Origin of the sequence: Rothia endophytica (assembly GCF_039543885.1) — a bacterium.
In the GTDB taxonomy this organism is placed as follows: Bacteria; Actinomycetota; Actinomycetes; order Actinomycetales; family Micrococcaceae; genus Rothia; species Rothia endophytica.
Genome location: NZ_BAABKP010000001.1, coordinates 677,380 through 700,613 on the forward strand (window position 1 = coordinate 677,380; position 23,234 = coordinate 700,613).

20 protein-coding genes are annotated in these 23,234 nt (G+C 56.8%); 11 read left to right on the forward strand and 9 right to left on the reverse strand.

The annotated features are described in order from the left end of the window. Nucleotides 1-76: 76 nt before the first annotated feature. Nucleotides 77-1,756: a glucose-6-phosphate isomerase gene (gene pgi, locus ABD982_RS03090; protein ID WP_345444610.1), complete on the reverse strand. Its 1,680-nt coding sequence runs from the start codon at nucleotides 1,754-1,756 to the stop codon at nucleotides 77-79. Nucleotides 1,757-2,007: 251 nt separating this feature from the next. Here pgi and ABD982_RS03095 point away from each other — a divergent pair, with 251 nt between their 5' ends. The 6 genes from ABD982_RS03095 to ABD982_RS03120 all read left to right on the forward strand — a co-directional run bounded on the left by ABD982_RS03095 (nucleotide 2,008) and on the right by ABD982_RS03120 (nucleotide 10,734). Beyond that, complete coding sequence (locus ABD982_RS03095) at nucleotides 2,008-3,879, forward strand: BCCT family transporter (protein WP_345444613.1); 1,872 nt, start codon at nucleotides 2,008-2,010, stop codon at nucleotides 3,877-3,879. Nucleotides 3,880-4,111: 232 nt separating this feature from the next. Further along, nucleotides 4,112-6,025 carry a translational GTPase TypA gene (gene typA, locus ABD982_RS03100; RefSeq protein WP_251379129.1) on the forward strand — a complete coding sequence of 638 codons (1,914 nt, stop codon included), beginning with the start codon at nucleotides 4,112-4,114 and terminating at the stop codon, nucleotides 6,023-6,025. Nucleotides 6,026-6,146: 121 nt separating this feature from the next. After that, nucleotides 6,147-7,460 (forward strand): PIG-L family deacetylase, encoded by a 1,314-nt coding sequence (locus ABD982_RS03105; protein ID WP_345444617.1) that lies wholly within the window; start codon nucleotides 6,147-6,149, stop codon nucleotides 7,458-7,460. Nucleotides 7,461-7,599: 139 nt separating this feature from the next. Continuing rightward, nucleotides 7,600-7,923, forward strand: coding sequence for a ferredoxin (gene fdxA, locus ABD982_RS03110; RefSeq protein ID WP_345444620.1), 324 nt, complete (start codon nucleotides 7,600-7,602; stop codon nucleotides 7,921-7,923). Between the two features lie 187 nt (nucleotides 7,924-8,110). Continuing rightward, a complete protein-coding gene (dapC, locus tag ABD982_RS03115; protein ID WP_345444623.1) occupies nucleotides 8,111-9,244 on the forward strand; it encodes a succinyldiaminopimelate transaminase in 1,134 nt (377 codons plus the stop codon). 209 nt (nucleotides 9,245-9,453) lie between these two features. Further along, on the forward strand, nucleotides 9,454-10,734 hold the full coding sequence (locus tag ABD982_RS03120) for a citrate synthase (RefSeq protein WP_345444626.1): 1,281 nt from the start codon (nucleotides 9,454-9,456) through the stop codon (nucleotides 10,732-10,734). A gap of 55 nt (nucleotides 10,735-10,789) precedes the next feature. Here the strand turns inward: ABD982_RS03120 and galE are convergent, their stop codons facing one another. From galE to dapD, 3 genes are all read right to left on the reverse strand, one after another. Then, a complete protein-coding gene (galE, locus tag ABD982_RS03125; RefSeq protein ID WP_345444629.1) occupies nucleotides 10,790-11,818 on the reverse strand; it encodes a UDP-glucose 4-epimerase GalE in 1,029 nt (342 codons plus the stop codon). 196 nt (nucleotides 11,819-12,014) lie between these two features. Next, complete coding sequence (locus ABD982_RS03130) at nucleotides 12,015-14,126, reverse strand: 5'-nucleotidase C-terminal domain-containing protein (protein ID WP_345444632.1); 2,112 nt, start codon at nucleotides 14,124-14,126, stop codon at nucleotides 12,015-12,017. Between the two features lie 141 nt (nucleotides 14,127-14,267). Further along, complete coding sequence (gene dapD, locus ABD982_RS03135; protein ID WP_425570004.1) at nucleotides 14,268-15,224, reverse strand: 2,3,4,5-tetrahydropyridine-2,6-dicarboxylate N-succinyltransferase; 957 nt, start codon at nucleotides 15,222-15,224, stop codon at nucleotides 14,268-14,270. A 58-nt stretch (nucleotides 15,225-15,282) separates the two neighbouring features. Between dapD and dapE the strand changes: the two genes are divergently transcribed. Then, nucleotides 15,283-16,422, forward strand: coding sequence for a succinyl-diaminopimelate desuccinylase (dapE, locus tag ABD982_RS03140; RefSeq protein ID WP_345444636.1), 1,140 nt, complete (start codon nucleotides 15,283-15,285; stop codon nucleotides 16,420-16,422). A 101-nt stretch (nucleotides 16,423-16,523) separates the two neighbouring features. On the opposite strand, the gene ABD982_RS03145 is transcribed toward dapE, so the two are convergent. Genes ABD982_RS03145 through ABD982_RS03160 form a run of 4 tightly spaced genes read right to left on the reverse strand, consistent with a single transcriptional unit; the run spans nucleotide 16,524 to nucleotide 19,747 of the window. After that, nucleotides 16,524-17,429: an amino acid ABC transporter permease gene (locus ABD982_RS03145; RefSeq protein ID WP_345444639.1), complete on the reverse strand. Its 906-nt coding sequence runs from the start codon at nucleotides 17,427-17,429 to the stop codon at nucleotides 16,524-16,526. A 5-nt stretch (nucleotides 17,430-17,434) separates the two neighbouring features. Continuing rightward, on the reverse strand, nucleotides 17,435-18,118 hold the full coding sequence (locus ABD982_RS03150) for an amino acid ABC transporter permease (protein WP_251379120.1): 684 nt from the start codon (nucleotides 18,116-18,118) through the stop codon (nucleotides 17,435-17,437). 39 nt (nucleotides 18,119-18,157) lie between these two features. Next, nucleotides 18,158-19,006: a glutamate ABC transporter substrate-binding protein gene (locus ABD982_RS03155; protein WP_251379119.1), complete on the reverse strand. Its 849-nt coding sequence runs from the start codon at nucleotides 19,004-19,006 to the stop codon at nucleotides 18,158-18,160. A 12-nt stretch (nucleotides 19,007-19,018) separates the two neighbouring features. After that, nucleotides 19,019-19,747 carry an amino acid ABC transporter ATP-binding protein gene (locus ABD982_RS03160; protein WP_345445761.1) on the reverse strand — a complete coding sequence of 243 codons (729 nt, stop codon included), beginning with the start codon at nucleotides 19,745-19,747 and terminating at the stop codon, nucleotides 19,019-19,021. A 220-nt stretch (nucleotides 19,748-19,967) separates the two neighbouring features. Here ABD982_RS03160 and ABD982_RS03165 point away from each other — a divergent pair, with 220 nt between their 5' ends. The 3 genes from ABD982_RS03165 to ABD982_RS03175 all read left to right on the forward strand — a co-directional run bounded on the left by ABD982_RS03165 (nucleotide 19,968) and on the right by ABD982_RS03175 (nucleotide 21,953). Further along, nucleotides 19,968-20,327 (forward strand): DivIVA domain-containing protein, encoded by a 360-nt coding sequence (locus ABD982_RS03165; protein ID WP_345444643.1) that lies wholly within the window; start codon nucleotides 19,968-19,970, stop codon nucleotides 20,325-20,327. Continuing rightward, nucleotides 20,328-21,668, forward strand: coding sequence for a hypothetical protein (locus ABD982_RS03170; RefSeq protein WP_345444645.1), 1,341 nt, complete (start codon nucleotides 20,328-20,330; stop codon nucleotides 21,666-21,668). A gap of 123 nt (nucleotides 21,669-21,791) precedes the next feature. Further along, on the forward strand, nucleotides 21,792-21,953 hold the full coding sequence (locus tag ABD982_RS03175; protein ID WP_237202120.1) for a DUF3117 domain-containing protein: 162 nt from the start codon (nucleotides 21,792-21,794) through the stop codon (nucleotides 21,951-21,953). A gap of 51 nt (nucleotides 21,954-22,004) precedes the next feature. Here the strand turns inward: ABD982_RS03175 and ABD982_RS03180 are convergent, their stop codons facing one another. Then, complete coding sequence (locus ABD982_RS03180; RefSeq protein ID WP_345444648.1) at nucleotides 22,005-22,646, reverse strand: O-methyltransferase; 642 nt, start codon at nucleotides 22,644-22,646, stop codon at nucleotides 22,005-22,007. Between the two features lie 102 nt (nucleotides 22,647-22,748). Here ABD982_RS03180 and ABD982_RS03185 point away from each other — a divergent pair, with 102 nt between their 5' ends. Continuing rightward, nucleotides 22,749-23,114, forward strand: coding sequence for a twin-arginine translocase TatA/TatE family subunit (locus ABD982_RS03185; RefSeq protein WP_345444651.1), 366 nt, complete (start codon nucleotides 22,749-22,751; stop codon nucleotides 23,112-23,114). Nucleotides 23,115-23,234 lie beyond the last annotated feature (120 nt).

A 23,234-nucleotide genomic window follows, 5' to 3' on the forward strand; every position in this document is an offset into this window, starting at 1 on the left:
CGCACTGCTAGACAAAAGGTGCCCGGTTCGTAAGAACCGGGCACCTTTTTAGTTTTAGCTACTTGGGACTGAGCGTTTACTTGCGGTTGTTCAGGTAGAACTCAATCAGACCCTGGGTTGAGGAGTCCTGCTGAGCCAGGACCTCGCGGTCACCGCTCACAGCGGGTGCCAACTGCAGGGCGAGCTGCTTGCCCAGTTCAACGCCCCACTGGTCGAAGGAGTCGATGCCCCAGACGACACCCTGCACGAAGGTGATGTGCTCATAGAGGGCAATGAGCTGACCCAGAACTGACGGGGTCAACTGGGAGGCCATGATGGAGGTGGTGGGGCGGTCACCGGAGAAGACACGTGCGGGTACAATCTCTTCGGCGGTGCCTTCAGCGCGTACCTCATCAGCGGTCTTGCCGAAGGCTAGTGCCTTGGTCTGGGCGAAGAAGTTAGCGAGGAAGAGCTCGTGAACATCCTGCTCGCCATCCTTGGTGGGGTGCACCGGGTTGGCGAAGGCAATAAAGTCAGCGGGGATTAGGCGGGTGCCCTGGTGAATAAGCTGGTAAAAGGCGTGCTGGCCGTTGGTGCCGGGCTCGCCCCAGAAAACCTCACCGGTCTCGGTGGTGACAGGGGTGCCATCCGCGCGTACCGACTTACCGTTGGATTCCATGGTCAGCTGCTGCAGGTAGGCGGGGAAACGATGCAGGTACTGGTCATAGGGTAGGACGGCGTGGGTTTCGGCACCCAGGAAGTTGACGTTCCAGATGTTCAGCAGACCCATGAGAGCAGGGACGTTCTCTGCCAGGGGAGCGGTACGGAAGTGCTCATCCATAGCATGGAAGCCAGCCAGGAACTGCTCAAAAACATCGGGGCCCAGCACGATCGCCAGGGGAGTGCCGATAGCTGAGTCAACGGAGTAGCGGCCGCCCACCCAGTTCCAGAAACCAAAAGCATTCTCGGGGTCGATACCGAAATCAGCGACCTTATCCAGGGCGGTAGAGACGGCGACGAAATGGGCTGCAACGGCGTCCTTCTCATCCTTGCCTTCCAGCGCCCCGGCTTCGCGCAGATTGGTCAGCAACCACTCGCGGCAAACACGTGCGTTGGTCAGGGTCTCCAGAGTGCCAAAAGTCTTGGAAGCAACGATGAAGAGGGTGGTTTCTGGGTCCAGGTCAGCCACGGTCTCAGCGGCGTCGGTGGGGTCAATATTGGAGATGAAACGAGCGGTCAAGCCGGGCTGAGCGTAAGGCTTGAGAGCTTCGTAGACCATGACCGGGCCCAAGTCAGAGCCGCCGATACCGATATTAACCACGGTTTCAATCTGCTGGCCGGTGATGCCGGTCCACTCACCTGAACGTACACGGTCAGCGAAGTCGTAGACCTTAGCAAGAACCTCGTGAACGTCCTCATCCACGTTCTGACCGTCCACAATCAGCGGGGGCTGGGCATCAGCAGGGCGGCGCAATGCCGTATGCAGGACGGCGCGGTCCTCGGTGACATTGATGTGCTCACCGGCGAACATGGCAGCCCTGCGGTCTTCAAGATTAACTTCGCCTGCCAGCTTCATCAGCAGGTCAAGTGTTTCATCAGTAATGAGGTTCTTGGAAAGATCAACGTGCAAATCTGCGGCGGTGAAGCTGAGCTTACTAGCGCGCTGGGGGTCCTGCTCAAACCAGGTGCGTAGGTTGGCATCCAAAGCCTGGCTGTGAGCGTCCAGTGCCTTCCACGCGGTGGTGGTGACGGGGTCAACGATGGTGTTAACAGACATGTGCCTGCATCTCCCTTGCTGTTGTGGGGTACTTGTTTCCATCTTATGTTGGATTGGTGGGATTTTGATGTTTTTCGTGTGGTTTTTTGTGGTTTTGACGGCAAATTCTAGCCAGGAATCATCAGTAGTGTTATGGTTGTTGCCAGTGAGTGCCTCCACCTCGATACCTAAGCCAAGGGGTAGGGGAGGGCACTTTTTAATGTGTAAAGACGACGATAAACATACAGACTGCATACTAAAGGAATAGATACATGACTACTTCTCAGAACCAAACCCCGCCCGGTGCGGGCGTAGACCTGCGGAAGGGAGGCCTAAGTAAAGAGCAACGTCAAAATATGCGTGAGGGCAATCTTGCTCCCAAGGTTTTCTGGCCCGCCGCAGCCATCATGGTGCTTTTTGTTGGTCTGACTATAGCCTTCCCTCAACGTGCAAAATCAATTTTTGACGCCCTGCAGGCGGATGTTATCAACTACTTCGGTTGGTACTACGTTGCCATCGTCGCCTTCTTCGTGGTTTTTGCCCTCTACTTAGGGTTCTCCCGCATGGGTGATATCAAACTGGGTGATGATGACGACGAGCCTGCTTACAGCTTCACCACATGGTTTGCTTTTCTCTTCGCTGCTGGTATGGGCATCGGCCTGGTCTTCTACGGCGCGACCGAACCGCTGATGCACTATGTTGACCCCCGCCCCGGGGTGGAAGGCGGCAGTAGAGAGCAGATAGCGCAGGCGGCCATGAGCCAGTCCTTCCTGCACTGGGGACTACACCCCTGGGCTATCTACGTAATTGTGGGCCTTGCGATTGCCTACTCAGCTCACCGCCTCAAACAGCCCCTCTCTATTCGTTACTCCCTCAAGCCGCTGCTGGGCGACCGTGTTACCGGCAACTGGGGTAACCTCATTGATATCGTTGCCCTGGTGGGCACCCTCTTCGGTGTCGCCACCTCTCTTGGGCTGGGCGTGATGCAGATTGCAGCGGGTCTTGGCTACCTCAACATTCCGGCTGAGGGCAATCTCTGGCTAATTGGCATCATCCTGGTGCTCATGGGAATCACCCTCTTCTCTGTAGTCACCGGCCTTGAGAAGGGCATGAAGTGGCTCTCAAACGGCAACCTGATTCTGGCGGCTATCGTCTGTATCTTTGTGTTGCTGGTTGGTCCCACCCTCTTCATCTTCCGCGAGTTCATCGGTTCCCTCGGTCACTACCTACAAAATATTGTGGCCATGACCTTCGAAACCCTGGCCCTTTACGGCGTGGACGGCGAACAGTTCCAGGCTGCCTGGACTACCTTCTACTGGGGCTGGTGGATCTCCTGGTCGCCCTTCGTGGGCATGTTCATCGCCCGCGTCTCCAAGGGACGCTCCGTGCGTGAGTTCGTCACCGGCGTCCTGCTGGTCCCTGCCCTAACCTCCTTCTTCTGGTTCTCTGTGCTCGGCGGCACCGCCTTGCACCAGGAGCTCTTCAGTGGCGAGACCCTCAGGAATGCTGACGGCAGCGTCTCCGCTGAGCACGCTCTCTTTGAGATGTTCAGCAACCTGCCCGGCGGTGTTGTTCTAACCGTTGGTGCAGTCTTGCTGATTACCGTCTTCTTTGTGACCTCGGCTGACTCAGGCGCTCTGGTGTTGGGTATGCTGTCCACCAACGGCTCACCCGAGCCCAAGACCTGGATCCGTGTCTTCTGGGTCTGCGTAGCTGCAGTAACCTCTATCTCCCTGATTATTGTGGGTGGTAGCGAAGCGCTCTCCGCCATCCAGACCATCGCGATTCTGACCGCTCTGCCCTTCTCAGTTGTCATCATCATGATGTGTATCTCGCTCTATAAGGCACTAAGCGTTGAGCACCGCCTCTTTGTGCGCGCTCAGCGACGCAACGCCCGCGAAGAGCTGATGGACTCGGTGACTGACCGCGTGGACGAGCACCTTGATAGCCACTTCGATGCAGCCCTCGACAAGGCCGTAGAAGCTAAGGTTGAAGAAGCGGTTGAAGAAGCGGTTGAGAAAGCAGTAGATGAGGTCAACGTTCAGATCTCAGCGAACACAGCAGCAATCGATCAGATTCGTACTTCCACCGGTGCAATCCCCGTCGTTACTCCTAAGACACAGGAAAAGCCCTGGGATAAGTAACCCACCTCATTAAAATGAGTTATTGTGGCGGCGCCCTTTTCTACTCACTTGTACCTCAAGTAGTCAGAAAGGGGCGCCGCACCTCTATAAATATGTGTTCCACGTGATAGTTCCACTTGAACCGTGGGGCGGTATACTCAGAACGAAAGCCCAAAAGCACCCGGCTCTCTTTAATGAGCGTTCGGTGAGCTCCGGCGTCCTTTTACCCTAGATAAAGCGAGATATTTTACGCATGTCTGAAACTCAGAACACCGCTTCACGTAGCGACCTTCGCAACGTGGCAATCGTGGCTCACGTTGACCACGGCAAGACCACCATCGTTGATGCGATGCTCAAGCAGACCAACGCCTTCTCAACCCACGGCGACGTTGAAGATCGAGTCATGGACTCCGGTGACCTTGAAAAAGAAAAGGGCATCACCATTTTGGCCAAGAACACCACCGTGTTCTACTCAGGCCCCGCAGCTAACGGTGAGACCATCACCATTAACGTGATTGATACCCCCGGCCACGCTGATTTCGGTGGTGAGGTTGAGCGCGGCCTGTCTATGGTAGACGGCGTTGTTCTGCTGGTGGACGCTTCAGAAGGCCCCCTGCCCCAGACCCGCTTCGTTCTGCGCAAGGCACTTGCAGCTAAGCTGCCCGTCATCCTGGTTGTTAACAAGGTTGACCGCCCCGATGCGCGTATCGATGAGGTTGTTGGCGAGTCAATGGACCTGCTCCTGGGTCTTGCTGGCGACCTGGCGGACGAGGTTCCCGACCTAGACATTGACGCTCTGCTCAACGTGCCCGTTGTCTACGCTTCCGGTAAAGCTGGCGCTGCTTCACTGAACCAGCCCGCTGACGGCGCACTGCCCGATAACGAAGATCTGGAACCCCTCTTCCAGACCATTCTTGAGCACGTCCCTGCCCCCACCTACAACCCCGATGAGGTTCTACAGGCACACGTTACTAACCTTGACTCCTCACCCTTCTTAGGTCGCCTGGCGCTGCTGCGTATCTTCAACGGCACCCTAAAGAAGGGCCAGACCGTTGCCTGGGTACGCCAGGACGGTCAGACCAAGAACGTACGTATCTCAGAACTTCTTGCTACCAAGGCGCTGGAGCGCGTTCCCGCTGAATCAGCTGGTCCCGGTGAAATCGTGGCTGTTGCGGGTATCGAGGACATCACCATTGGTGAAACCTTGACCGACTCAGAGAACCCCAAGCCCCTGCCCCTGATCAAGGTTGATGACCCCGCAATCTCCATGACCATCGGTATCAACACCTCACCTTTGGCCGGTAAGGTCAAGGGCGCTAAGGTAACCGCGCGTCAGGTCAAGGACCGTCTTGATAAGGAACTGATCGGTAACGTATCCCTCAAGGTTCTTCCCACCCAGCGTCCTGACGCCTGGGAAGTACAGGGCCGTGGCGAGCTCGCTCTGGCGATCCTAGTTGAGCAGATGCGCCGCGAAGGCTTCGAGCTGACCGTCGGCAAGCCCCAAGTTGTGACCAAGGTTGTGGATGGTAAGGTCCACGAGCCCATGGAACACATGATTATCGATGTTCCCGAAGAGTTCCTGGGCGCAGTTACCCAGCTCATGGCAGCTCGTAAGGGCCGCATGGAGAACATGGCAAACAATGGCACCGGATGGGTCCGCATGGAATTTGCCGTCCCTGCCCGTGGCCTGATTGGTTTCCGCACCCAGTTCCTCACCGAGACCCGCGGTGCTGGTATCTCTAGCTCCTACGCCACCGGCTACGAGCCCTGGGCTGGCACCATCGAGTACCGCACCAACGGCTCCATGATTGCCGACCGCGCAGGTGTTGTGACCCCCTACGCTATGATTAACCTGCAGGAACGCGGATCCTTCTTCGTAGAACCCACCACCGAGGTTTACGAGGGAATGATTGTTGGCGAGAACTCCCGTGCGGATGACATGGAAGTCAACATCACCAAGGAAAAGAAGCTCACCAATATGCGTTCGGCATCGGCTGATAACTTCGAAAACCTGACCCCTCCCCGCAAGCTGACCCTCGAAGAGTCCCTCGAATTTGCCCGTGAAGACGAGTGCGTTGAGGTGACCCCCGAGGCAATCCGCATCCGCAAGGTCGTGTTGAACGCCAACGAGCGCGTCCGCGAGGCACGTAAGCGCGCACGCGCCTAACGAGGCAGAGGTAGCCATCATAGCTACCCACGAGCAACAGGGGAGTAGGGTAAACCTGCTCCCCTGTAGCTGTACCAGCTAGGCATCCTAGCCCGGCAAAAGCACAGAGAATGAGGACGTTTTGAGTCAGGACAACACCCCCTACTACCCGGTAGCCGGTGAACTTATTACGGAGACCGCAGTTGATACCCTCGCCCCGGCAGGTAAGTCATCGGGAGAGACCGTCTTTCTATTTGTGCACGCCCACCCAGATGATGAATCATCATCCACGGGTGCCACCATGGGGGCGCTTGCTAAGGCTGGCGCCCAAGTGCACCTCTTGACCATGACCCGCGGGGAAATGGGGGAGGTTATCGACCGTTCCCTCGCCCACCTTGAAGCTGAAAACCCCGCGAACACCGATGGGGGAGTAGCTCTGGGCAAACTGCGCACCGCTGAACTAAAACAAGCGCTAGCTGCTCTGGGCATCACACAGCATACTTTTCTGGGAGAAAGGAATGCCAGGGCCACCCAGACCCCACCTCTTTACCGTGACTCTGGCATGACCTGGGGGGAAGACGGTCGAGCTGCCCCCAACCCCCTCGCCGCACCCGACTGCCTAACTCGCACCTCTCTAGAGCCCCAAGCCGAGGCTATCGCCGCACTGATAGAGCAGGTTCGCCCCGACGTCCTAGTGACTTATGATGCGGACGGCGGCTACGGGCACCCCGACCACAAGCGCACCTATGAAGCAACACAGGCCGCTGTTGAGCTGCTTAAAGGTTCGGACGCCGCACCCACCCTTTTCTGGGGTATCGAGGGTGAAGCTGATGCAACAGATACCCGGCAGCAGGCTGTCATTACCGGGGACTTGGTGCGTAAACGCGACGCTATGGCGGCGCACGCCACCCAAATCACCATCACCGGGGATACCACCTTCGAATACTCCAACGGGGTGCCCCAACCCATCTCAGCCATCGAAACCTACCGGCTCCTTGGCGGTGAAATTGAGGGGATTAAGCCAGCACCCCCCACCGCACACCAGAACTCATCAGAGACCCAAGAAGAACCCCCTGGGGTTATTAATAGTCTGATTACCTCCATAGCCCTAGGTCTGCTGGCAGGTTTTTCAGGCACCATATATCATTCCTGGATCTGGTACATCAACCAAGACCTTTGGGTGCCCTGGGGCGCCTTGCTGGGCTGCCTGACCGTCTTCTTTGCCGCGACATGGGCCACCCTGCACACCCGCAAAAATTGGACTGCAGCACTGGTTGGCTTCACCGTCTTCACTCTCATCAGTATCTTTGCCTATGCCAAGGGCAACTCCATGCTGGTCTACATCAACCCCATCAATCCGCCGGGTATAGCCGGAACCCTCTGGGCGATGGGGTCCCTAGCCGCAGCCACACTATCGCTCATCGCTACCACCCGCTACCGCCTCAAACGCGGTTAGGTGCGGCGACTAAGGTTACATATTTTGACTGTTGCCTAGACCACAAAAATAAGCTCCATGGGCATGCACCCTATAAACTAGAGCACAGAACAAAACCTACCCAGCGCACCAGCCCCCACCCGCGCCCAGAAAGGCAGAGATGACCTACGTTATCGCCCAGCCCTGCGTCGACGTCAAAGACCGTGCATGCGTCGAAGAATGCCCCGTTGACTGCATCTACGAAGGCGAACGCTCCCTCTACATTCACCCCGATGAATGCGTGGACTGCGGCGCCTGCGAACCCGTCTGCCCCGTAGAAGCCATCTACTACGAAGATGACGTCCCCGAAGAATGGGAAGACTACACAGCGGCTAACGCCGACTTCTTTGACGATCTGGGCTCACCCGGTGGTGCAGCCCGGATGGGTCTCATCGAAAAGGACGTCCCCTTTATCGCTGCTCTGCCCCCACAGAATCAGGACTAAATAGCTTTCTACCCCTCTCCTCCCCTAACAGGGTGAGGTGAGGGGCTTTGCTTTTAAACTCGCAGTAGCCCAATGGAGCCACCTCCGACCTGCAACCGTGCCAGCATTCGAGCAGCTGCCAGCCGGGTTGCGGCGTCCTTGCGTAGACTAGAGGCAGAACAGAACGTAGCCTAGTGAAGGAAAACCTATGAGCGCCTTTGGCCTTTCTCTGCCCGACTACCCCTGGGACACCATGGCTCCTTACTTGGAAACGGCTAAGGCGCACCCGGACGGATTGGTCAACCTTTCCATTGGCACTCCCGTGGACCCTACTCCTGCTGTTATTCGGGATGCCTTAGCCGCGGCCACTGACGCTCACGGTTACCCCACCACGCACGGCACTGTGCAGGTGCGTCAGGCGATTGTGGACTGGTTTGACCGCCGCCGCGGAGTGCCAGGTTTGAGTGTCGAGCAGGTTATGCCGACCATCGGTTCTAAGGAATTGGTCGCCTGGCTGCCCTTCCTCCTGGGGTTGGGAAAGGGAGATGTGGTGGTGCGCCCCTCCGTTGCTTATCCCACCTATGACATTGGTGCTCAGCTGGCTGGTGCCACTGCTGTTGCAGCTGATTCTCTCGATGAGCTGGACGCCGATACCCGCGCCCGGGTGCGTCTGGTCTGGGTTAATTCACCCGCCAACCCCACCGGTATCGTCCGGGGCGTTGATGAGCTAAAGAAACTGGTTGATGACGCCCGAAGTCTCGGTGCTGTGGTCGCCTCTGATGAGTGCTATGCAGAGCTGGGTTGGGGTGAGTGGGACACCCAGCGCGGTGGAAAGCTTGTGCCTTCCATCCTTGATTCTCGTGTGTGCGGTGAGAGTCAGCAGCTGGTTTTCTCGGTCTACTCCCTTTCAAAGCAGTCCAACTTTGCTGGCTACCGAGGTGCCTTTATCGCTGGGGACGCAGAGATCATGCCCAACCTCATTAATTCTCGTAAGCACGCAGGCATGATTGTGCCGACCCCCGTACAGGCTGCTATGGCAGCTGCGCTCAATGACGATGCCCATGTGGAAGCGCAGAAGGATCTCTACCGTGCCCGCCGTGACCTACTGCTGCCAGCTGTGCAAAAGTTCGGGCTGACCGTTGAAAATTCTGAGGCCGGTCTTTACCTCTGGGCGACTGCCGGTGAAGGTACCTGGACGACGGTCCAACGCTTTGCTGAGCTGGGTATTCTTATTGGTCCAGGAGTTTTCTACGGTGAATCAGGTGAGGGCTATGTGCGCCTAGCACTCACCGGTTCTGACTCAGATATTGAGAAAGCAGCAGCTCGTCTAAAAGCTGCATAAACAGCGGTTTTAGAGGTCTTATTAGGGCGTAATCTTTTACCCTACCTCTCCTCTGAATGTGACCTCACCCATGGTTCTGTTGTAATGTGAACCATAGATGACATGCGTACGCGTGCGGTGTGGCTCTCAACGGTTGAAAGCCACACCGCTCTCTATGAAATCCTCTCTAGCGATTCGTGTACGTTTGACCTCACACACCAGGAGGAACAATGACAGAAAACCACGCGACCCTCAGCTATCAGGGCAAGGAACTGCCGCTGGCAGCGGTGGAAGCAACCGAAGGTAACGGTGCCTTCGAAGTAGCTGGCATGCTTAAAGAGACCGGTAAGGTAGCCTACGACCCCGGCTTCATGAATACTGCTAACGCAAAATCAGCGGTGACCTATATTGACGGTGACGCCGGAATCCTGCGTTACCGCGGCTATCCCATCGAAGAGCTGGCGGAGAAATCAAGCTTCATCGAAACCGCTTACCTGCTGATTTATGGGGAGCTTCCCACCGCTGATCAGCTGGAAGAGTTTGACCAGATGATCCGCCGCCACACCATGGTGCATGAGGATTTCAAGACCTTCTTCAACGGCTTCCCCCGTGACGCCCACCCCATGGCTGTGCTGGCGTCCAGCGTTTCAGCTATGTCTACCTTCTACTCAGATTCACTGGATCCTTTTGATCCGCGCCAGGTAGAGATTTCTACCTTCCGTCTGCTCTCCAAGGTTCCTACCCTGGCGGCTTATGCTTACAAGAAGTCCAAGGGCGAGCCCCTGATTTACCCCCGCAATGAGCTCAATTACTCAGAGAACTTCTTGCGCATGTGCTTCGGTTTCCCCACTGAGGAATACGAAGTTAACCCCGTGCATGCTAAGGCTCTTGACCTTCTGCTGCTCTTGCACGCAGACCACGAACAGAACTGTTCCACCTCCACGGTGCGCCTCGTAGGTTCATCTAACGCCAACATGTTTGCCTCGGTCTCCGCCGGCATCAACGCTCTCTACGGCCCCCTGCACGGGGGTGCCAACGAAGCTGTGCTGAAGATGCTGACTCAGATCCAGCAGGAGGGCATCAGCCCTGAGGACTTCATGGAAAAGGTCAAGCGTAAGGAAGACGGCGTGCGCCTCATGGGCTTCGGTCACCGCGTCTATAAGAACTACGACCCCCGTGCCCGCCTTACCAAGAAAACCGCTGACGAGGTGCTTGAGACCCTAGGTGGCAATAACGAGCTGTTGGATATTGCTATGCGCCTTGAAGAGAAGGCACTGAACGATGACTACTTCATTGAGCGTAAGCTCTACCCCAACGTAGATTTCTACACTGGCATGATTTACAAGGCGATGGGCTTCCCCGAGAAGATGTTCACCGTTCTCTTTGCCCTGGGCCGTATGCCCGGCTGGATCGCCCAGTGGACCGAAAGTGTGCAGGACCCCGACCGTAAGATCGGACGCCCCCGCCAGGTCTACATTGGCGAGAACGAGCGCCACTACCCGGGTGCGTAAACCTAGGGTTTAAACGTTAGAGCCGGCCCCCACAAGGGGGGCCGGCTCTTTTTATTCAGTCATGAATTGATGAGGCTTCGTAACCGTTAGGATTATTCTTCTGCCAGTTCCAGTGATCGCGCACCATGGTCTCAATGTCGCGGTGAGCGCTCCAACCCAGGTCAGAAAGGGCAGCTGAGGGGTCAGCGTAGGAGACAGCGACGTCGCCGGGGCGGCGGTCCACCATCTTATAGGGGAGCTCCTTGCCGGCAGCCTTCTCAAAGGCATGCAGAACTTCGAGAACCGAGTAGCCGTTGCCGGTGCCTAGGTTCCAGGTGTGCAGGCCCTGATGGCTGGTGATGTAGTCCAGCGCCTTGAGATGGCCATCCGCCAGGTCCGATACATGGATGTAGTCGCGCACGCCGGTGCCATCAACAGTGGGGTAGTCGTTACCGAAAATATTCAGGTGCTCGCGGCGGCCCACAGCTACCTGGGCGATGAAAGGCACTAGGTTATTGGGGATACCTGCGGGGTCCTCACCAATACGACCGGACTCGTGTGCGCCCACCGGGTTGAAGTAGCGCAGCAGGGCGATGTTCCACTTGGGGTCTGATGCAGCAAGGTCGACCAGCATATCTTCGATGTGCTCTTTGGTGCGGCCGTAGCAGCTCTGAGCATCCATATTGATTTTTTCGGTCAGCGGCATGGACTCCGGCTCACCGTAAACGGTAGCTGACGAAGAGAAAACGATGGAGGTGCAACCTGCCTCTTCCATGGCGTAAAGCAGGTTGAGGGTACCGGTCACATTGGTCTGGTAGTACCAGAGGGGCTTTTCAGCTGACTCGCCCACAGCCTTAAGACCCGCGAAGTGGATGACTGCATCTGGCTTGACCAGGTTGAAGAGCTGCTTCATCTCGGGCAAATCCAGCAGATCAACCTTGCGGAACTCTACGGTCTTTCCGGTCAGTTCTTCAACACGTGCCAGCGACTCCATAGAAGAGTTGGAGAGGTTGTCCATGACGGTGACCTCGTGTCCAGCGTTGAGCAGTTCAAGGACGGTGTGCGAGCCGATGTAGCCGGCGCCGCCGGTAACGAGAATTTTCACGTATTCCCCTCAAGTAAGGTGTGGTTATTTGTGATGTTTCTAGCTTAGCGGCTTAGTAGCACAGCGGCGGGGTTTGGCACACAGATGTGGGCACATGCACCGACAATGACGCCCCGCCCGTGCGGTTCTTGTCGGAACCGTTCACAGGCGGGGCGTCCTCAGCGAGGAGCTGATGCTCCGGCGCCTAGTCTAGCTTTTACTGCTTGCCCTTGCGAGTGGCCCGCATGGCAATACCTCCGGTTACTAGTAACAGGAAAGCAACAGCGAGCAGAGTAAGTAGCGGAGCGCCCGTATGGGCCAAGGAATGCTTGGGTGGGGAACTTGCTGCAGCTTCTTGGTTGCCTGTGGTTTCACCCGGGGTTGCTACTGCTGTGGGAGCATCCTCGCTGGGGGCAGCGGTGGGCTCATCGGTAGGTTCAATACTGGGATTTGCAGTGGGCTCTGCAGTGGGCGAAGCAGTGGGTTCAGCTGATGCTGAAGGTTCGGGGGTCTGACTGGGAGTAGGAACAGGTCCCACGCTATGATCTAGTGAGCTGGTGCCGACCGTCCAGTTCTTGACGAAGAAGTCGGTGGAGTCGATAGTCGTATTGGATACCGCCCAGTCAATCATCAGGTCGCGGACGGCCTTCTGCTCCTCATAGACAATGGGAGCTGAGGTCACGTGTGGGTAGCCCGAGCCACCGCTCCAGCGGTAGTTGTTAAGAGCCAGAATGACCTTCTGGTCATCGGCCAGGGGCGAGCCGTCGGCAAGGGTTAGATTCTCAATTCTTTGGCCCACAGGCTGGGAGATGTTGATGTGGTAGTTAACGCCAGAAAGCACATCGTAGGAGTAGTCCGGAATACCGCGGGTCGCACCGTCGTAGAGAGCATTGGTGACCGTTGACCAGTCCTCAATGACTGCTCCAGGCTCCTGCTGCTGATAGTAGCGTGCCGAGTATTCCAGGTAGTCCCGTAGCTGGGCTCCGGTCAGTTCAACCGCATAAAGGGTGTTGTCATATATGTAGAGTGAGGCCATATCAGCGATAGTCACAGGGCCCTGCTTGAAAACGGCAGTGCGTGAGAAAGGTGATGCCTCAGCAATCAGCGGTAGATCAGCGTAGGGGGTGCCTTCCAGTGCGCGTGCTACCTCATCGGTTTGTACACGGTTGATGAAGTCCAGCACCGCGGTGTCCTCCCAAGCAGAGGTAGCTGCCGGCATGTCTTCGGTAGCCTGGGCAACCACGGTCTGCACCCACTGGGTGGTTTCTGTGTGATAGGGCTCAATAGCCGCGCGGATACGCGGGTCGGCAGCGTAGTTACCGGCAGCCAGCGGCGCGGCGGTAGGACGCCCGGTCTCGTCCCACTTAACTTCAATCTCCCCATCAGCATCTTTCACCAGGGGAAGGGTCACTTCAGAGAGGAAGCGAGCCCAGTAGCCCGGCTGAGTGAAGAGCACCGGCTCCCCGTTTTTATTGGTGAAATACTCTTGAACCTTGTTGGTGACGTGGGAGTGCCCGCCTACCACCACATCAACATCCGTGGACTGTTCAGCGACCGACTGGGCAATGTTTTCGTTGAGATCAGCAGGGTTGTAGGTATAACCGGTAGCATCCAGACCGGTATGAGCAAGCACGATAACCACATCAGCGCCAGCCGCTTTCACCTTGGGAGCCCATTCAGCAGCGGTGGCAGCGGTGTCCCTAAACTCGAGGTTGCCCTCAACGGTTGCCTTATCCCAGACCCTCACCCCGGGGGTTACTACACCAATGACGCCAACCTGAACGGTCTCACCACCCACGGTTTTATTGATCATGGTATAGGGCTCATAGGCGGGCTGGCCGGTGCGGGCATCAATAACATTGGCAGCCAGCAGAGGCATAGCAAGGCTGTCCTTATACTGGGCGGATGCCTGCAATCCGTAGTTGAATTCGTGGTTTCCCACCACACCCGCGTCATACCCCAGCAGGTTAAAGACCGACGCCATGGGGTCCACTGTGCTTGCCGAACGGTTCTTCTGGTAGTAGGTGGCCAGGGGATTGCCCTGGTTAGCATCCCCATTATCGAGCAGGACGGTTGAGTCTTCACCCTTTGCACTGCGCGTCTGTTCAATGGCGGTTGCTAGGTGTTCCATACCCAGCGCCTTATCCCCAGTGCCGTAAGGCTCTCCGGTGAAGTAGTCATAGTTCAGTTGCCGCCCGTGAATATCGGTGGTAGCAAGAACGGTGAGGTTACCTAAATCGGTGTCACCGTCATCCGCTACAGCAGCCGGTGCTAAAAACGCGGATGATACCAGGCCAAGGCCTGTCAGTAGAGCGAGAGAACGCTTCATAAAAGAGGATCTTTCATCAGATAGTGTGTTGAATACCTGTGTGTGCGAGCTCTCTTCAGTTTAAAGGGCAAAAGCCCCGGCCTGCCACCCCATAGAGGAGGTTAAAATTGCAGGTCAGGGCTCTTGGCCGGTTAGTGCGCTTTAGTTAGCGTGCAACTCTGAGTTCAGCTCAACGGTTTTACCCTCACGAGGAAGCGCCTCAACGGCACCAGTCACCGAGTTGCGGCGGAAAAGCAGATTATTGAAACCCGATAGCTCGACAGCCTTGATGATTTGAGGCTCTGCGCCGGGGTTAAGCAGGGTGACGCGTGACCCTGCGGTCACATACAGACCGGCCTCAACGACGCAGTCATCGCCCAGAGCAATACCAATACCGGCCTCGGCGCCTAGCAGGGAGCGCTCGCCGATTGCAACGCGCTGGGTGCCACCACCTGAGAGAGTGCCCATGGTTGAAGCGCCACCACCGATGTCAGTGCCGTTGCCGATGACTACGCCCTGAGAAATACGACCCTCCACCATGGATTCACCCAGGGTGCCGGCGTTAAAGTTCACGAAACCCTCGTGCATGACGGTGGTGCCGGCTGCCAGGTGAGCACCTAGACGCACACGGTCAGCGTCACCGATACGGACGCCTGCGGGCACGACGTAATCAATCATGCGGGGGAACTTATCGACGTGGGTAACGACCAGGGCACCGCGGCGGCGCAGCTTCAGGGAGACCGTATTGAATTCGCTGGCCAAAACGGGGCCAAAATTGGTCCAGGCGACGTTGGCCAGCTTGCCGAAAAGACCCTCAAGGTTGATGGTGTTGGGTTCTACTAAAGTGTGAGATAGCAGGTGAAGGCGCAAGTAGGCGTCCTCTGCGTTGGCGGGGGCGGCGTCCAAATCAATGGTGACGTCTACGATTTCACGCACCACGTTACGGTCTTCATCGGTCTCTACCAGTGCTTCCAGATCAGCGACCACGGACTGGTCGGAGGTCTGTGCGAGAGTGGGGGCGGGGTACCAGACATCTAGTACGGTACCTTCGTGCTCGCCGCTTGCGACAATAGTTGCCAGGCCCAGGCCTGCTGCTGTGCGGGTCTTTTGTTCAGTCATAGATACCAGTTTACGAAATCAAGATGTACTGTGCAGTCTCTGCTTGTATGGTGGACGTATGACTGAACCTCGTGTTACTTCCCGTGACTTTGCCAGCTTTGGCCCGGCCACCCTTGACCTCATCCAGCCCGTGGAACAGCTAACCGCTGACCTGCTCGATATTTTCTCCGTATCTGGTGAGGAAACAAGGCTGGCAGATGCAGTGCAGATTGCCCTTGAAGGCATCGGCGGCTTAGAGATTACCCGTGATGGAGACTCCCTCATTGCCCGCACCCATCTAGGAAGGAGCCAGCGCATTGTGCTGGCCGGTCACCTGGATACCGTTCCCTTGCCCCGCGCTGAGGGCTCTTTGGGCACGGTGCCTTCAGTATGGAGGAACGACGAGGGGGAGCAGGTGCTGTACGGACGCGGGGCGGTGGATATGAAGGGCGGGGTTGCCGTTCAGTTGGCGCTAGCTGCCCACCTGGCTAATCCAGCCTACGACATTACCTACGTTTTTTACGACAACGAAGAAGTTGCTTCAGAGCTCTCGGGTCTTGCCCGCCTCATGCGTCACCACGAGCAACTATTGACCGACGCCGATTTCGCGGTGCTCCTTGAACCTACCGATGGCGTTATCGAGGGTGGCTGTAACGGCACCATCCGTTTCTGGATTCATACTGAGGGGCTGACTGCCCACTCGGGGCGTGCATGGAAGGGGGAGAACGCCATTCACAAGATGGCCGATGTCCTGGGCCGCCTGGCCGTCTACCAGCCTCAGACCTACGAGGTGGAAGGGCTAGCTTACCGAGAAGGTCTCAACGCCGTGCAAATCTCTGGCGGTGTTGCCGGTAACGTTATCCCCGATACTGCTGGCGTCCACATCAATTACCGCTTTGCCCCTAACAAAACTCTGCGCCAGGCTCTAGACCATCTCCAAGAGGTCTTTGACGGCTATGAGTTAGATTTTGTCGATCAGTCCCCGGCTGCCCGCCCTGGCCTGGACGCACCTATGGCGGCATCCCTGATTGCCTCGGTGGGGGGCGAACCCAAGCCCAAGTACGGCTGGACGGATGTTGCCCGCTTCAGTGAAATCGGTATCCCCGCGGTCAACTTCGGTCCGGGTGACGCACTGCTGGCCCACACGGATAACGAGCATGTGAAAGCCCGTGAAGTCCAAGCCTGTTACCAGGCACTTGCTACCTGGCTGACCGCCTAAGGCAGAGGCTGTAACCGTTTAAAGCCCGATCCATGAAAAGGTCGGCGGGCCCACCAGATGGTGGACCCGCCGACCTTTTCATGGACCGGAACTAAGGAACCCTAGTGCTTAGGGATCTTAAACATCATTTCGGTCTTAGGCCTAGCGTTATCGACCTCGCCGGGCACACCATCAGCGTGCTTAATCTCAACATCGGTGCGTGAGCTTAGGAACTGGGAGAGCCACTCAGCTAGCAAGGTGAGAGCGAAGTTAATCACTACGAAGATGAGAGCAGCCAACAGCAACATCTGCAGGATGTTACCTTCACCGGAGCCAAAGCGGCGGGCGGCTGCCAATAGCTCGGGGTAGGAGATGATGTACCCCAGGGCGGTGTCCTTGAGGATGACCACGAACTGCGAGAGCAGAGAGGGCATCATAGCGGTCAGTGCCTGAGGCATGAGAACTGAAGTCAGCACAGCCCAGGGAGTCAGACCGATGGCCAGGCCGGCCTCACCCTGACCCTTTGGCAGCTGGTGGACACCGGAGCGTAGTAACTCAGCAATCACCGAACCGTTGTAGAGGGTCAAGCCTAGAACGACGGCGATGAAGGGCAACTGGGAGGGTGAGAAGAAGGTGAACTGACCCAGGAAGAGCCAGAAGAAAATCATCATCATCAGCACGGGTACAGCGCGGAAGAACTCGACCACCACGGTGCCAAAGCCACGAATATATTTATTGGGTGCTAGGCGTGCCATGCCGAAGAAGAGACCAAATATCACTGAGGTAACAACTGAAATTAGTGCGGCCAGCAGGGTTTTACCCAGAGCAGGCAGGATGTAGTTAACCCAGAGGTTACCGGTGAAGAGTGAAGTCCATTTATCGGCTTCGAGCTGCCCCTGGCGCCCCATCACCATGAGAACGTAGGCCAGGATACCTGCCAGCAGCAGAATGGCAATGATGTTGAAAATACGGGTACGGGCACGTGCCTTGGGCCCCGGAACGTCAAAGAGAACAGAGGTTGAGGTCATACGTTTCATCGCTTCACCGCCAGTTTACGAGAGGCCCAGGTGGTCAGTAGACCGATGGGGACGACAATGATGACAAAGCCCATGGCAAAGACAAAGAAGATCATGAAAATGAGGTCTGAATTGAACTCAATCATGGACTTCATCATGCCCGATGCTTCTGCAACCGAGGCTACGGTGGCAACGGTGGTGTTCTTAGCCAGCGCGATCAAGGTGTTACCTAGCGGGGTAATGGAGCCGCGCAGCGCCTGCGGGAAGATGACATAGCGGGCGGTTGGCATGAAGCTTAGACCGATAGCGCGTGCTGCTTCTGCCTGCCCAACGGGCACCGTGTTCACACCTGAACGGATTGCTTCGCAGACGAAGGCCGCGTGGTAGATCGCGAGAACGATGGCGGCGTAGATAAAGAAGTTCCATTCAAAGCTGGTAGCCAGTGAGAGTTGGAACTGGGTCCACACGCCCAAAATTGCCAGGGTCATGAGAATAGTTAGCGGAGTGTTACGGATCAGGTGCACGTAAGCGGTACCTGCCCAGCGCAATGAAGGCACCGGGGAGATACGCATGAGCGCCAGCACCGAACCGAGGACGAACGAGCCGATAGCTGCCCAGAAGGTCAGCTGCACGTTGGTCCAGAACGCTCCGAGAACGTCATAGGTGGCAAAGAGCGTGGAGAGCTGTTCAGAGAACGACATGAAAGCCTCCAAAATCTAGAAAATGTGTGTTGAGAATGTTTACTGGGCGGGGACGGTGGCGCAGGCACTATCAAGAACGGGCGGGTTCAGCTCGGCGTTATAGACATAACCCGATGCTCCCACGTTCTTTTCTACAGCTTCTTCCCAGGCGCCGGTTTCTACCATCTTGTTGATGGCTGCGTTGATATCAGCGCACTGATCCGAGCCCTTGGGCAGACCAATGCCGTAGCGTTCTTCGGTGAACGTGTTGCCCACCAGCTTTAGTTCGCCCTGATTAGCTCTGGTAGCGCCAAGACCTGCCAGGATGATGTCATCGGTGGTGACAGCATCGACCATGCCGGCGTTGAGCGCGACCACGCAGTCAGAGTAGGAGTTCTGCTGAACCAGCTGCACGGTTGAGGAGTACTTATCCTGAATCTTTTTTGCAGAGGTAGAACCGGTGACAGAGCAGAGATTCTTACCTGCCAGGGAATCTGGGCCGGTGATATCGGTGTTCTCCTGCTGTACTAACAGGTCCTGGCCTGCGTAGAAGTAGGGGCCGGCGAAGTCTACGGTTTTGAGACGTGATTCAGAGATGGAGTAGGTCGCAAAAATCATGTCGACCTGTCCGTTGACGAGCATATTCTCGCGGTTAGCTGAGGGAGCCTCAACCCACTCAATCTGATCTTCTGAGTAGCCGAGTTCCTTGGCAACGTAGCGGGCGACGTCGGTATCAAAGCCGGTGTAGTCACGGCCGTCCTGATAGCCCAGACCGGGCTGATCGTACTTGATGCCAATGCGGATGCTCTCACCGTCAGATGAAGAGCCACACCCTGAGAGGGCGAGGACGCCGGTCGCAGCCAGGGCTACAGCGGCTAGTGCCTTGCCTTTGAGCTGTGAGAAGTTCATGGTGCACCTGCCCTAGTGACCGATAATCTTGCCGAGGAAATCCTTGGCACGATCTGACTGGGGGTTGGTGAAGAACTGATCGGGTGTGGATTCTTCGACGATTTCACCATCTGCCAGGAAAACAATGCGGTCGGCTGCCTTGCGGGCGAACCCCATTTCGTGGGTTACCACAATCATGGTCATGCCTTCGCGGGCTAAGGAAATCATGGTGTCAAGAACTTCGTTGACCATTTCGGGGTCAAGGGCGCTGGTGGGCTCATCGAAGAGCATCACTTTGGGCTGCATCGCTAGGGCGCGGGCAATGGCTACACGCTGCTGCTGGCCACCCGAGAGCTGGGCGGGCATCTTGTGTGCCTGATTATCAACGCCGACCTTCTTGAGCAGGCTCATCGCCAGGTCTTCAGCTTCAGTTTTGCTGAGACCGCGAACCTTGCGGGGGCCTAGAGTGACGTTGTCAAGGATGGACTTGTGCGCGAAGAGATTGAAGGACTGGAAGACCATGCCCACTTCAGCGCGCAGATCAGCCAGCGCTTTACCTTCTTGAGGCAGGCTGACGCCGTCGATTTTGATGTCGCCTGAAGAGATGGTTTCGAGGCGGTTGATGGTGCGGCAGAGCGTGGACTTGCCGGAGCCCGAGGGGCCGAGCAGGATGATGACTTCACCCTTGCCCACTTCGAGATTGATGTCCTTGAGGACGTGGTGGTCACCGAAGTACTTATTGACCCCGGTTACCTGGACCAGTGCGTCGTGAGTCATGCGGGTTTCCCTCCCTATGTGGTGTATTGACTGCCTCGCCGGTAGCATGGGCTACCGAACGTGTGTAGACAAAAAGGTGTATGTGCTTTACCTTACCCTCTCAAACGTAAACAGAAAGTTACACGGCAGGGGGTGAAGCGAGTAATAAGTGTTTGGGTGGGGTGACAAACAGTAAAGCGCCAGCCGTTGATGGTGGGAAGAGACCGTGAATTATCTTTTAGTTGGCCTGACTTTTCTAGTACTGGCGGTAGTGGTAGCTGCTTGCGCGGTGCTGGGAACTGATCGCTTGATACCGGGGCGAAGGGTGTTAGACGCTCTGAGCTCTGACGGGGTGGATGCCGCGGTGGGGGGCGAGCTGCCGCTGATTCTCTCGGATCACCCTCGCGGTAAAGAACTGCACAGCATCCGTTTCTCTACGGCCTTTTTTGGCTATCACCGAGATGAGGTGGACGGCGTGCTGGCTAAACTCATGGACGAGAACACACGCCTGCGCTCCCTCCTTGAAAGCGATAGTTCCTCAGCTGAAACGGATAACCCTGGGCAGATCTCCTCGGAGCGACCCTAGATGCAGGACAACCGCTCGGAGGGGCAAGGATCTGCCGCTACGCTTTCAACCCTGGACAGGCTGAGCCTGCGACTGAATGAGATAGCTCTTAGACTGGCCCTTCACTTTGGCAGGTGGCCGGCGGCGGTGCAGGTTATGCTGGTCTACCTTGCCAGTCGTATTGTTAGCTGGTTTATTTTCAGTACGGTTGGTCTACAGCAGACCTTCAGCCCCTGGAAGCAGGGCGCTATGAGTTACGGCGAGTTCGTGATGATGTGGGATGCCGACTGGTACCAGAAAATTTCGCAGCAGGGTTACCCGCAGACCCTCCCTCTGGATGCGAACGGACGGGTAGCTCAAAATGAGTGGGCCTTCTACCCTCTCTATCCGCTTCTAGCCCGCACGCTGGTGACGGTGACAGGCTTACCCTACGAGACCGTAGCCCCCGCCCTTTCTCTACTAGCTGGTTTTGGTGCTGCCTGGTTGCTCTACCGCCTCTTTCGCCTCTGCTGTCAGCGGGCATCCGACTCTCTCGGCACGGACCGAGGTGAAGAGCGATGGCATACTACCGCCCTGTGGGCTGTAGCTGCTGTCAGTTTTTGCGGTGTGGCCCCGGTGCTACAAACCGGTTATGCAGAGTCTTTGGGGTTGCTCTTTCTCATCTGGACCCTTCTCTACCTGGTTCAGGGTTCCTACACCCTGATGCTGGTGCCAGCCCTATTTGCTGCCCTTACCCGACCGGTGGGGGTTCCCCTGGGAGCCGCCGTTGGAATGTGGTGGATGGTCTGCTGGCTAAGAGATTATTCAGCCCGTAGACCTCAGCGCGGTGCCGCCCTGGCCGCTCTCGGCACTACCGGCTGGCAGCTAATTTCAGCAGTGATGGTCTGCGCTTTTGCCTTCATCCACCCTGCCCACGCCTGGCTGGTGACCGGCAGAATCGACGCCTATACCGCCACCGAGACAGCCTGGCGGGCAGGCGGGGAACATGTTCTGCCTTTCATGCCATGGGTACATCAAAGCCAGCACTATCTGGGGGTTGCGGGGCCGCTGGTCCTCACCCTTCTTCTCCTGCTCTTTTTCGCGGGTCTGCTGAGCCGCACCGTGCGACTTAGCCTGCCTCTGCCCCTGTTGCTCTGGGTCTGGAGCTATACCCTCTACATGCTGATGTTCTTTAACCCTCAGTCCTCTACCTTCAGGTTGCTCCTGCCGCTCTTTGCACTGTATCTGCCGCTGGTTATGCTCTCATCCTCTCGGGCCTACCGGGGTCTGCTGGTGCTGAGCGGGGCAGCCATGCAGTTTGGCTGGGTGGGTTGGCTGTGGCACTGGAAACAGCTACCCGGCGGGGGAGATTACCCACCCTAAACAGAGCTGAAAACGGGATGTCCCCACAAAAAGGTGCACAGGCTTTATTATTAAAGGAGTCACACAGCGGGTTCGCCTCAGAGCCGCGTTTTTTTAGACAGCATCGCAAAGGAGAGACCACCGATGGCAGCACAGAAACCCCGCACTGGCGAGGGCCCGCTTGAAATTGTCCGTGAAGGCCGCAGCATCGTTATGCGTATCCCTGTAGAGGGCGGTGGCCGTCTGGTGTTGGACCTCTCTGAAGCTGAGGTAGAAGCAATCCGCGAATGCGTTGAAAAGTTCTAAAGACCTTAGAACCCTGAATTTTTAGTTCACCCCGGTGCTTAGCGCCGGGGTTTACTTTTTGTAAATGAGGTACAGTCCGCTGCCGGCAAAAACTAAGGAGACGTGTACATCGTCCACACAGGCTGCGACGTCGGTAAGCAGGCGCCGCAGGGAAACGCTGCGGGCATCACGGGCTACCGGATCAGCAACAGCGCCACCTGCCAGCGGATCATGAACTACTAGCAGACCGCCGGGTGAAAGCAGAGCCAGGGCATCATAGGTAAACTGCTCAGCCTGGTCAGCACCTGCATCGATAAAGGCGAAATCATAGGAGGCTGCCGAGAGACGGGGGAGCACATCGGTGGCGTCCCCGGTAATAATGCGCACCCGGTGGTTCTTATCGAGCCCAGCTTCTGCCAGTAGTTCACGAGTGAGCTGGGAATGGGCAGCATCAATATCGAGGGAGGTCAGCGCCGCTCCCTCACGCAGTCCCAAGAGCAGAGCAACCGTTGAGACGCCGCAACCTGTACCAATTTCAACGGCGTGCTCCGCCCCGGTGGATGCCGCTAAAACGGTCAACAAAGAAGCTACAGAGGGAGCCACCGGGGCCGCACTCTGACGCTCAGCCTGCTGCCTCGCCTGGGTGAGAGTTGGCACCTCATAAGGAAACTCTTCAGCGTAACGCCAGCTACGAATCTGTTGGTTGGTGTTCAAAGCCCTACCTCTTCGTTTAGCTCTTCATGATTCTAAGAACATCTTATTGAACGGTACCCAAGATTGCCCGTTTTGCCCAGGGAATACTGGTAACCTCGTGATGTGTTTGGAATTAGTGGTCTCGAGTTCATCGTCCTGGCGATCCTGGTGTTTGTAGTCATCGGGCCTGAACGCATGCCCGAATACGCCCAGCAACTCAAAGATTTCGTCAAGCAAATACGCCGCATTGCCTTTGACGCTAAGGACGACCTCAAGGAAACTCTCGGCCCTGATTTGGGCGACATCAACTGGCGCCAGTATGACCCTCGCCAGTATGACCCCCGCGTGATTGTGCGTGAGGCTTTCGCTGAGGACGAGGAAGAGCGCCGCAAAGAACTTGAGGCTAGGGCTCAGGCCGCACCAGCCGCATCGGTGACCTCCCGCTTGCCCCGCGGCGCCTGGGCACCCTTTGACTCCGAGGCAACCTAATCCCCTCACTCTTTAGAAGAAGGGCCCGCACCAAGAAGGTGCGGGCCCTTTCCTTCTGCAAAAAACAAGTATTCACCAGGGATGGACATCGCTAGCGAGCACCAACAGAGCAAGAACCCT

What these genes read in the sequence shown, in the direction of transcription:
- typA (WP_251379129.1), top strand. Translation starts at nt 4,112, where the DNA reads ATGTCTGAAACTCAGAACACCGCTTCACGTAGCGACCTTCGCAACGTG.
- ABD982_RS03150 (WP_251379120.1), bottom strand. Translation starts at nt 18,118, where the DNA reads ATGTCGTTCTCTGAACAGCTCTCCACGCTCTTTGCCACCTATGACGTT.
- dapC (WP_345444623.1), top strand. Translation starts at nt 8,111, where the DNA reads ATGAGCGCCTTTGGCCTTTCTCTGCCCGACTACCCCTGGGACACCATG.
- pgi (WP_345444610.1), bottom strand. Translation starts at nt 1,756, where the DNA reads ATGTCTGTTAACACCATCGTTGACCCCGTCACCACCACCGCGTGGAAG.
- fdxA (WP_345444620.1), top strand. Translation starts at nt 7,600, where the DNA reads ATGACCTACGTTATCGCCCAGCCCTGCGTCGACGTCAAAGACCGTGCA.
- ABD982_RS03145 (WP_345444639.1), bottom strand. Translation starts at nt 17,429, where the DNA reads ATGACCTCAACCTCTGTTCTCTTTGACGTTCCGGGGCCCAAGGCACGT.
- ABD982_RS03155 (WP_251379119.1), bottom strand. Translation starts at nt 19,006, where the DNA reads ATGAACTTCTCACAGCTCAAAGGCAAGGCACTAGCCGCTGTAGCCCTG.
- ABD982_RS03120 (WP_345444626.1), top strand. Translation starts at nt 9,454, where the DNA reads ATGACAGAAAACCACGCGACCCTCAGCTATCAGGGCAAGGAACTGCCG.
- dapD (WP_425570004.1), bottom strand. Translation starts at nt 15,224, where the DNA reads ATGACTGAACAAAAGACCCGCACAGCAGCAGGCCTGGGCCTGGCAACT.
- ABD982_RS03095 (WP_345444613.1), top strand. Translation starts at nt 2,008, where the DNA reads ATGACTACTTCTCAGAACCAAACCCCGCCCGGTGCGGGCGTAGACCTG.
- dapE (WP_345444636.1), top strand. Translation starts at nt 15,283, where the DNA reads ATGACTGAACCTCGTGTTACTTCCCGTGACTTTGCCAGCTTTGGCCCG.
- ABD982_RS03175 (WP_237202120.1), top strand. Translation starts at nt 21,792, where the DNA reads ATGGCAGCACAGAAACCCCGCACTGGCGAGGGCCCGCTTGAAATTGTC.
- ABD982_RS03170 (WP_345444645.1), top strand. Translation starts at nt 20,328, where the DNA reads ATGCAGGACAACCGCTCGGAGGGGCAAGGATCTGCCGCTACGCTTTCA.
- ABD982_RS03130 (WP_345444632.1), bottom strand. Translation starts at nt 14,126, where the DNA reads ATGAAGCGTTCTCTCGCTCTACTGACAGGCCTTGGCCTGGTATCATCC.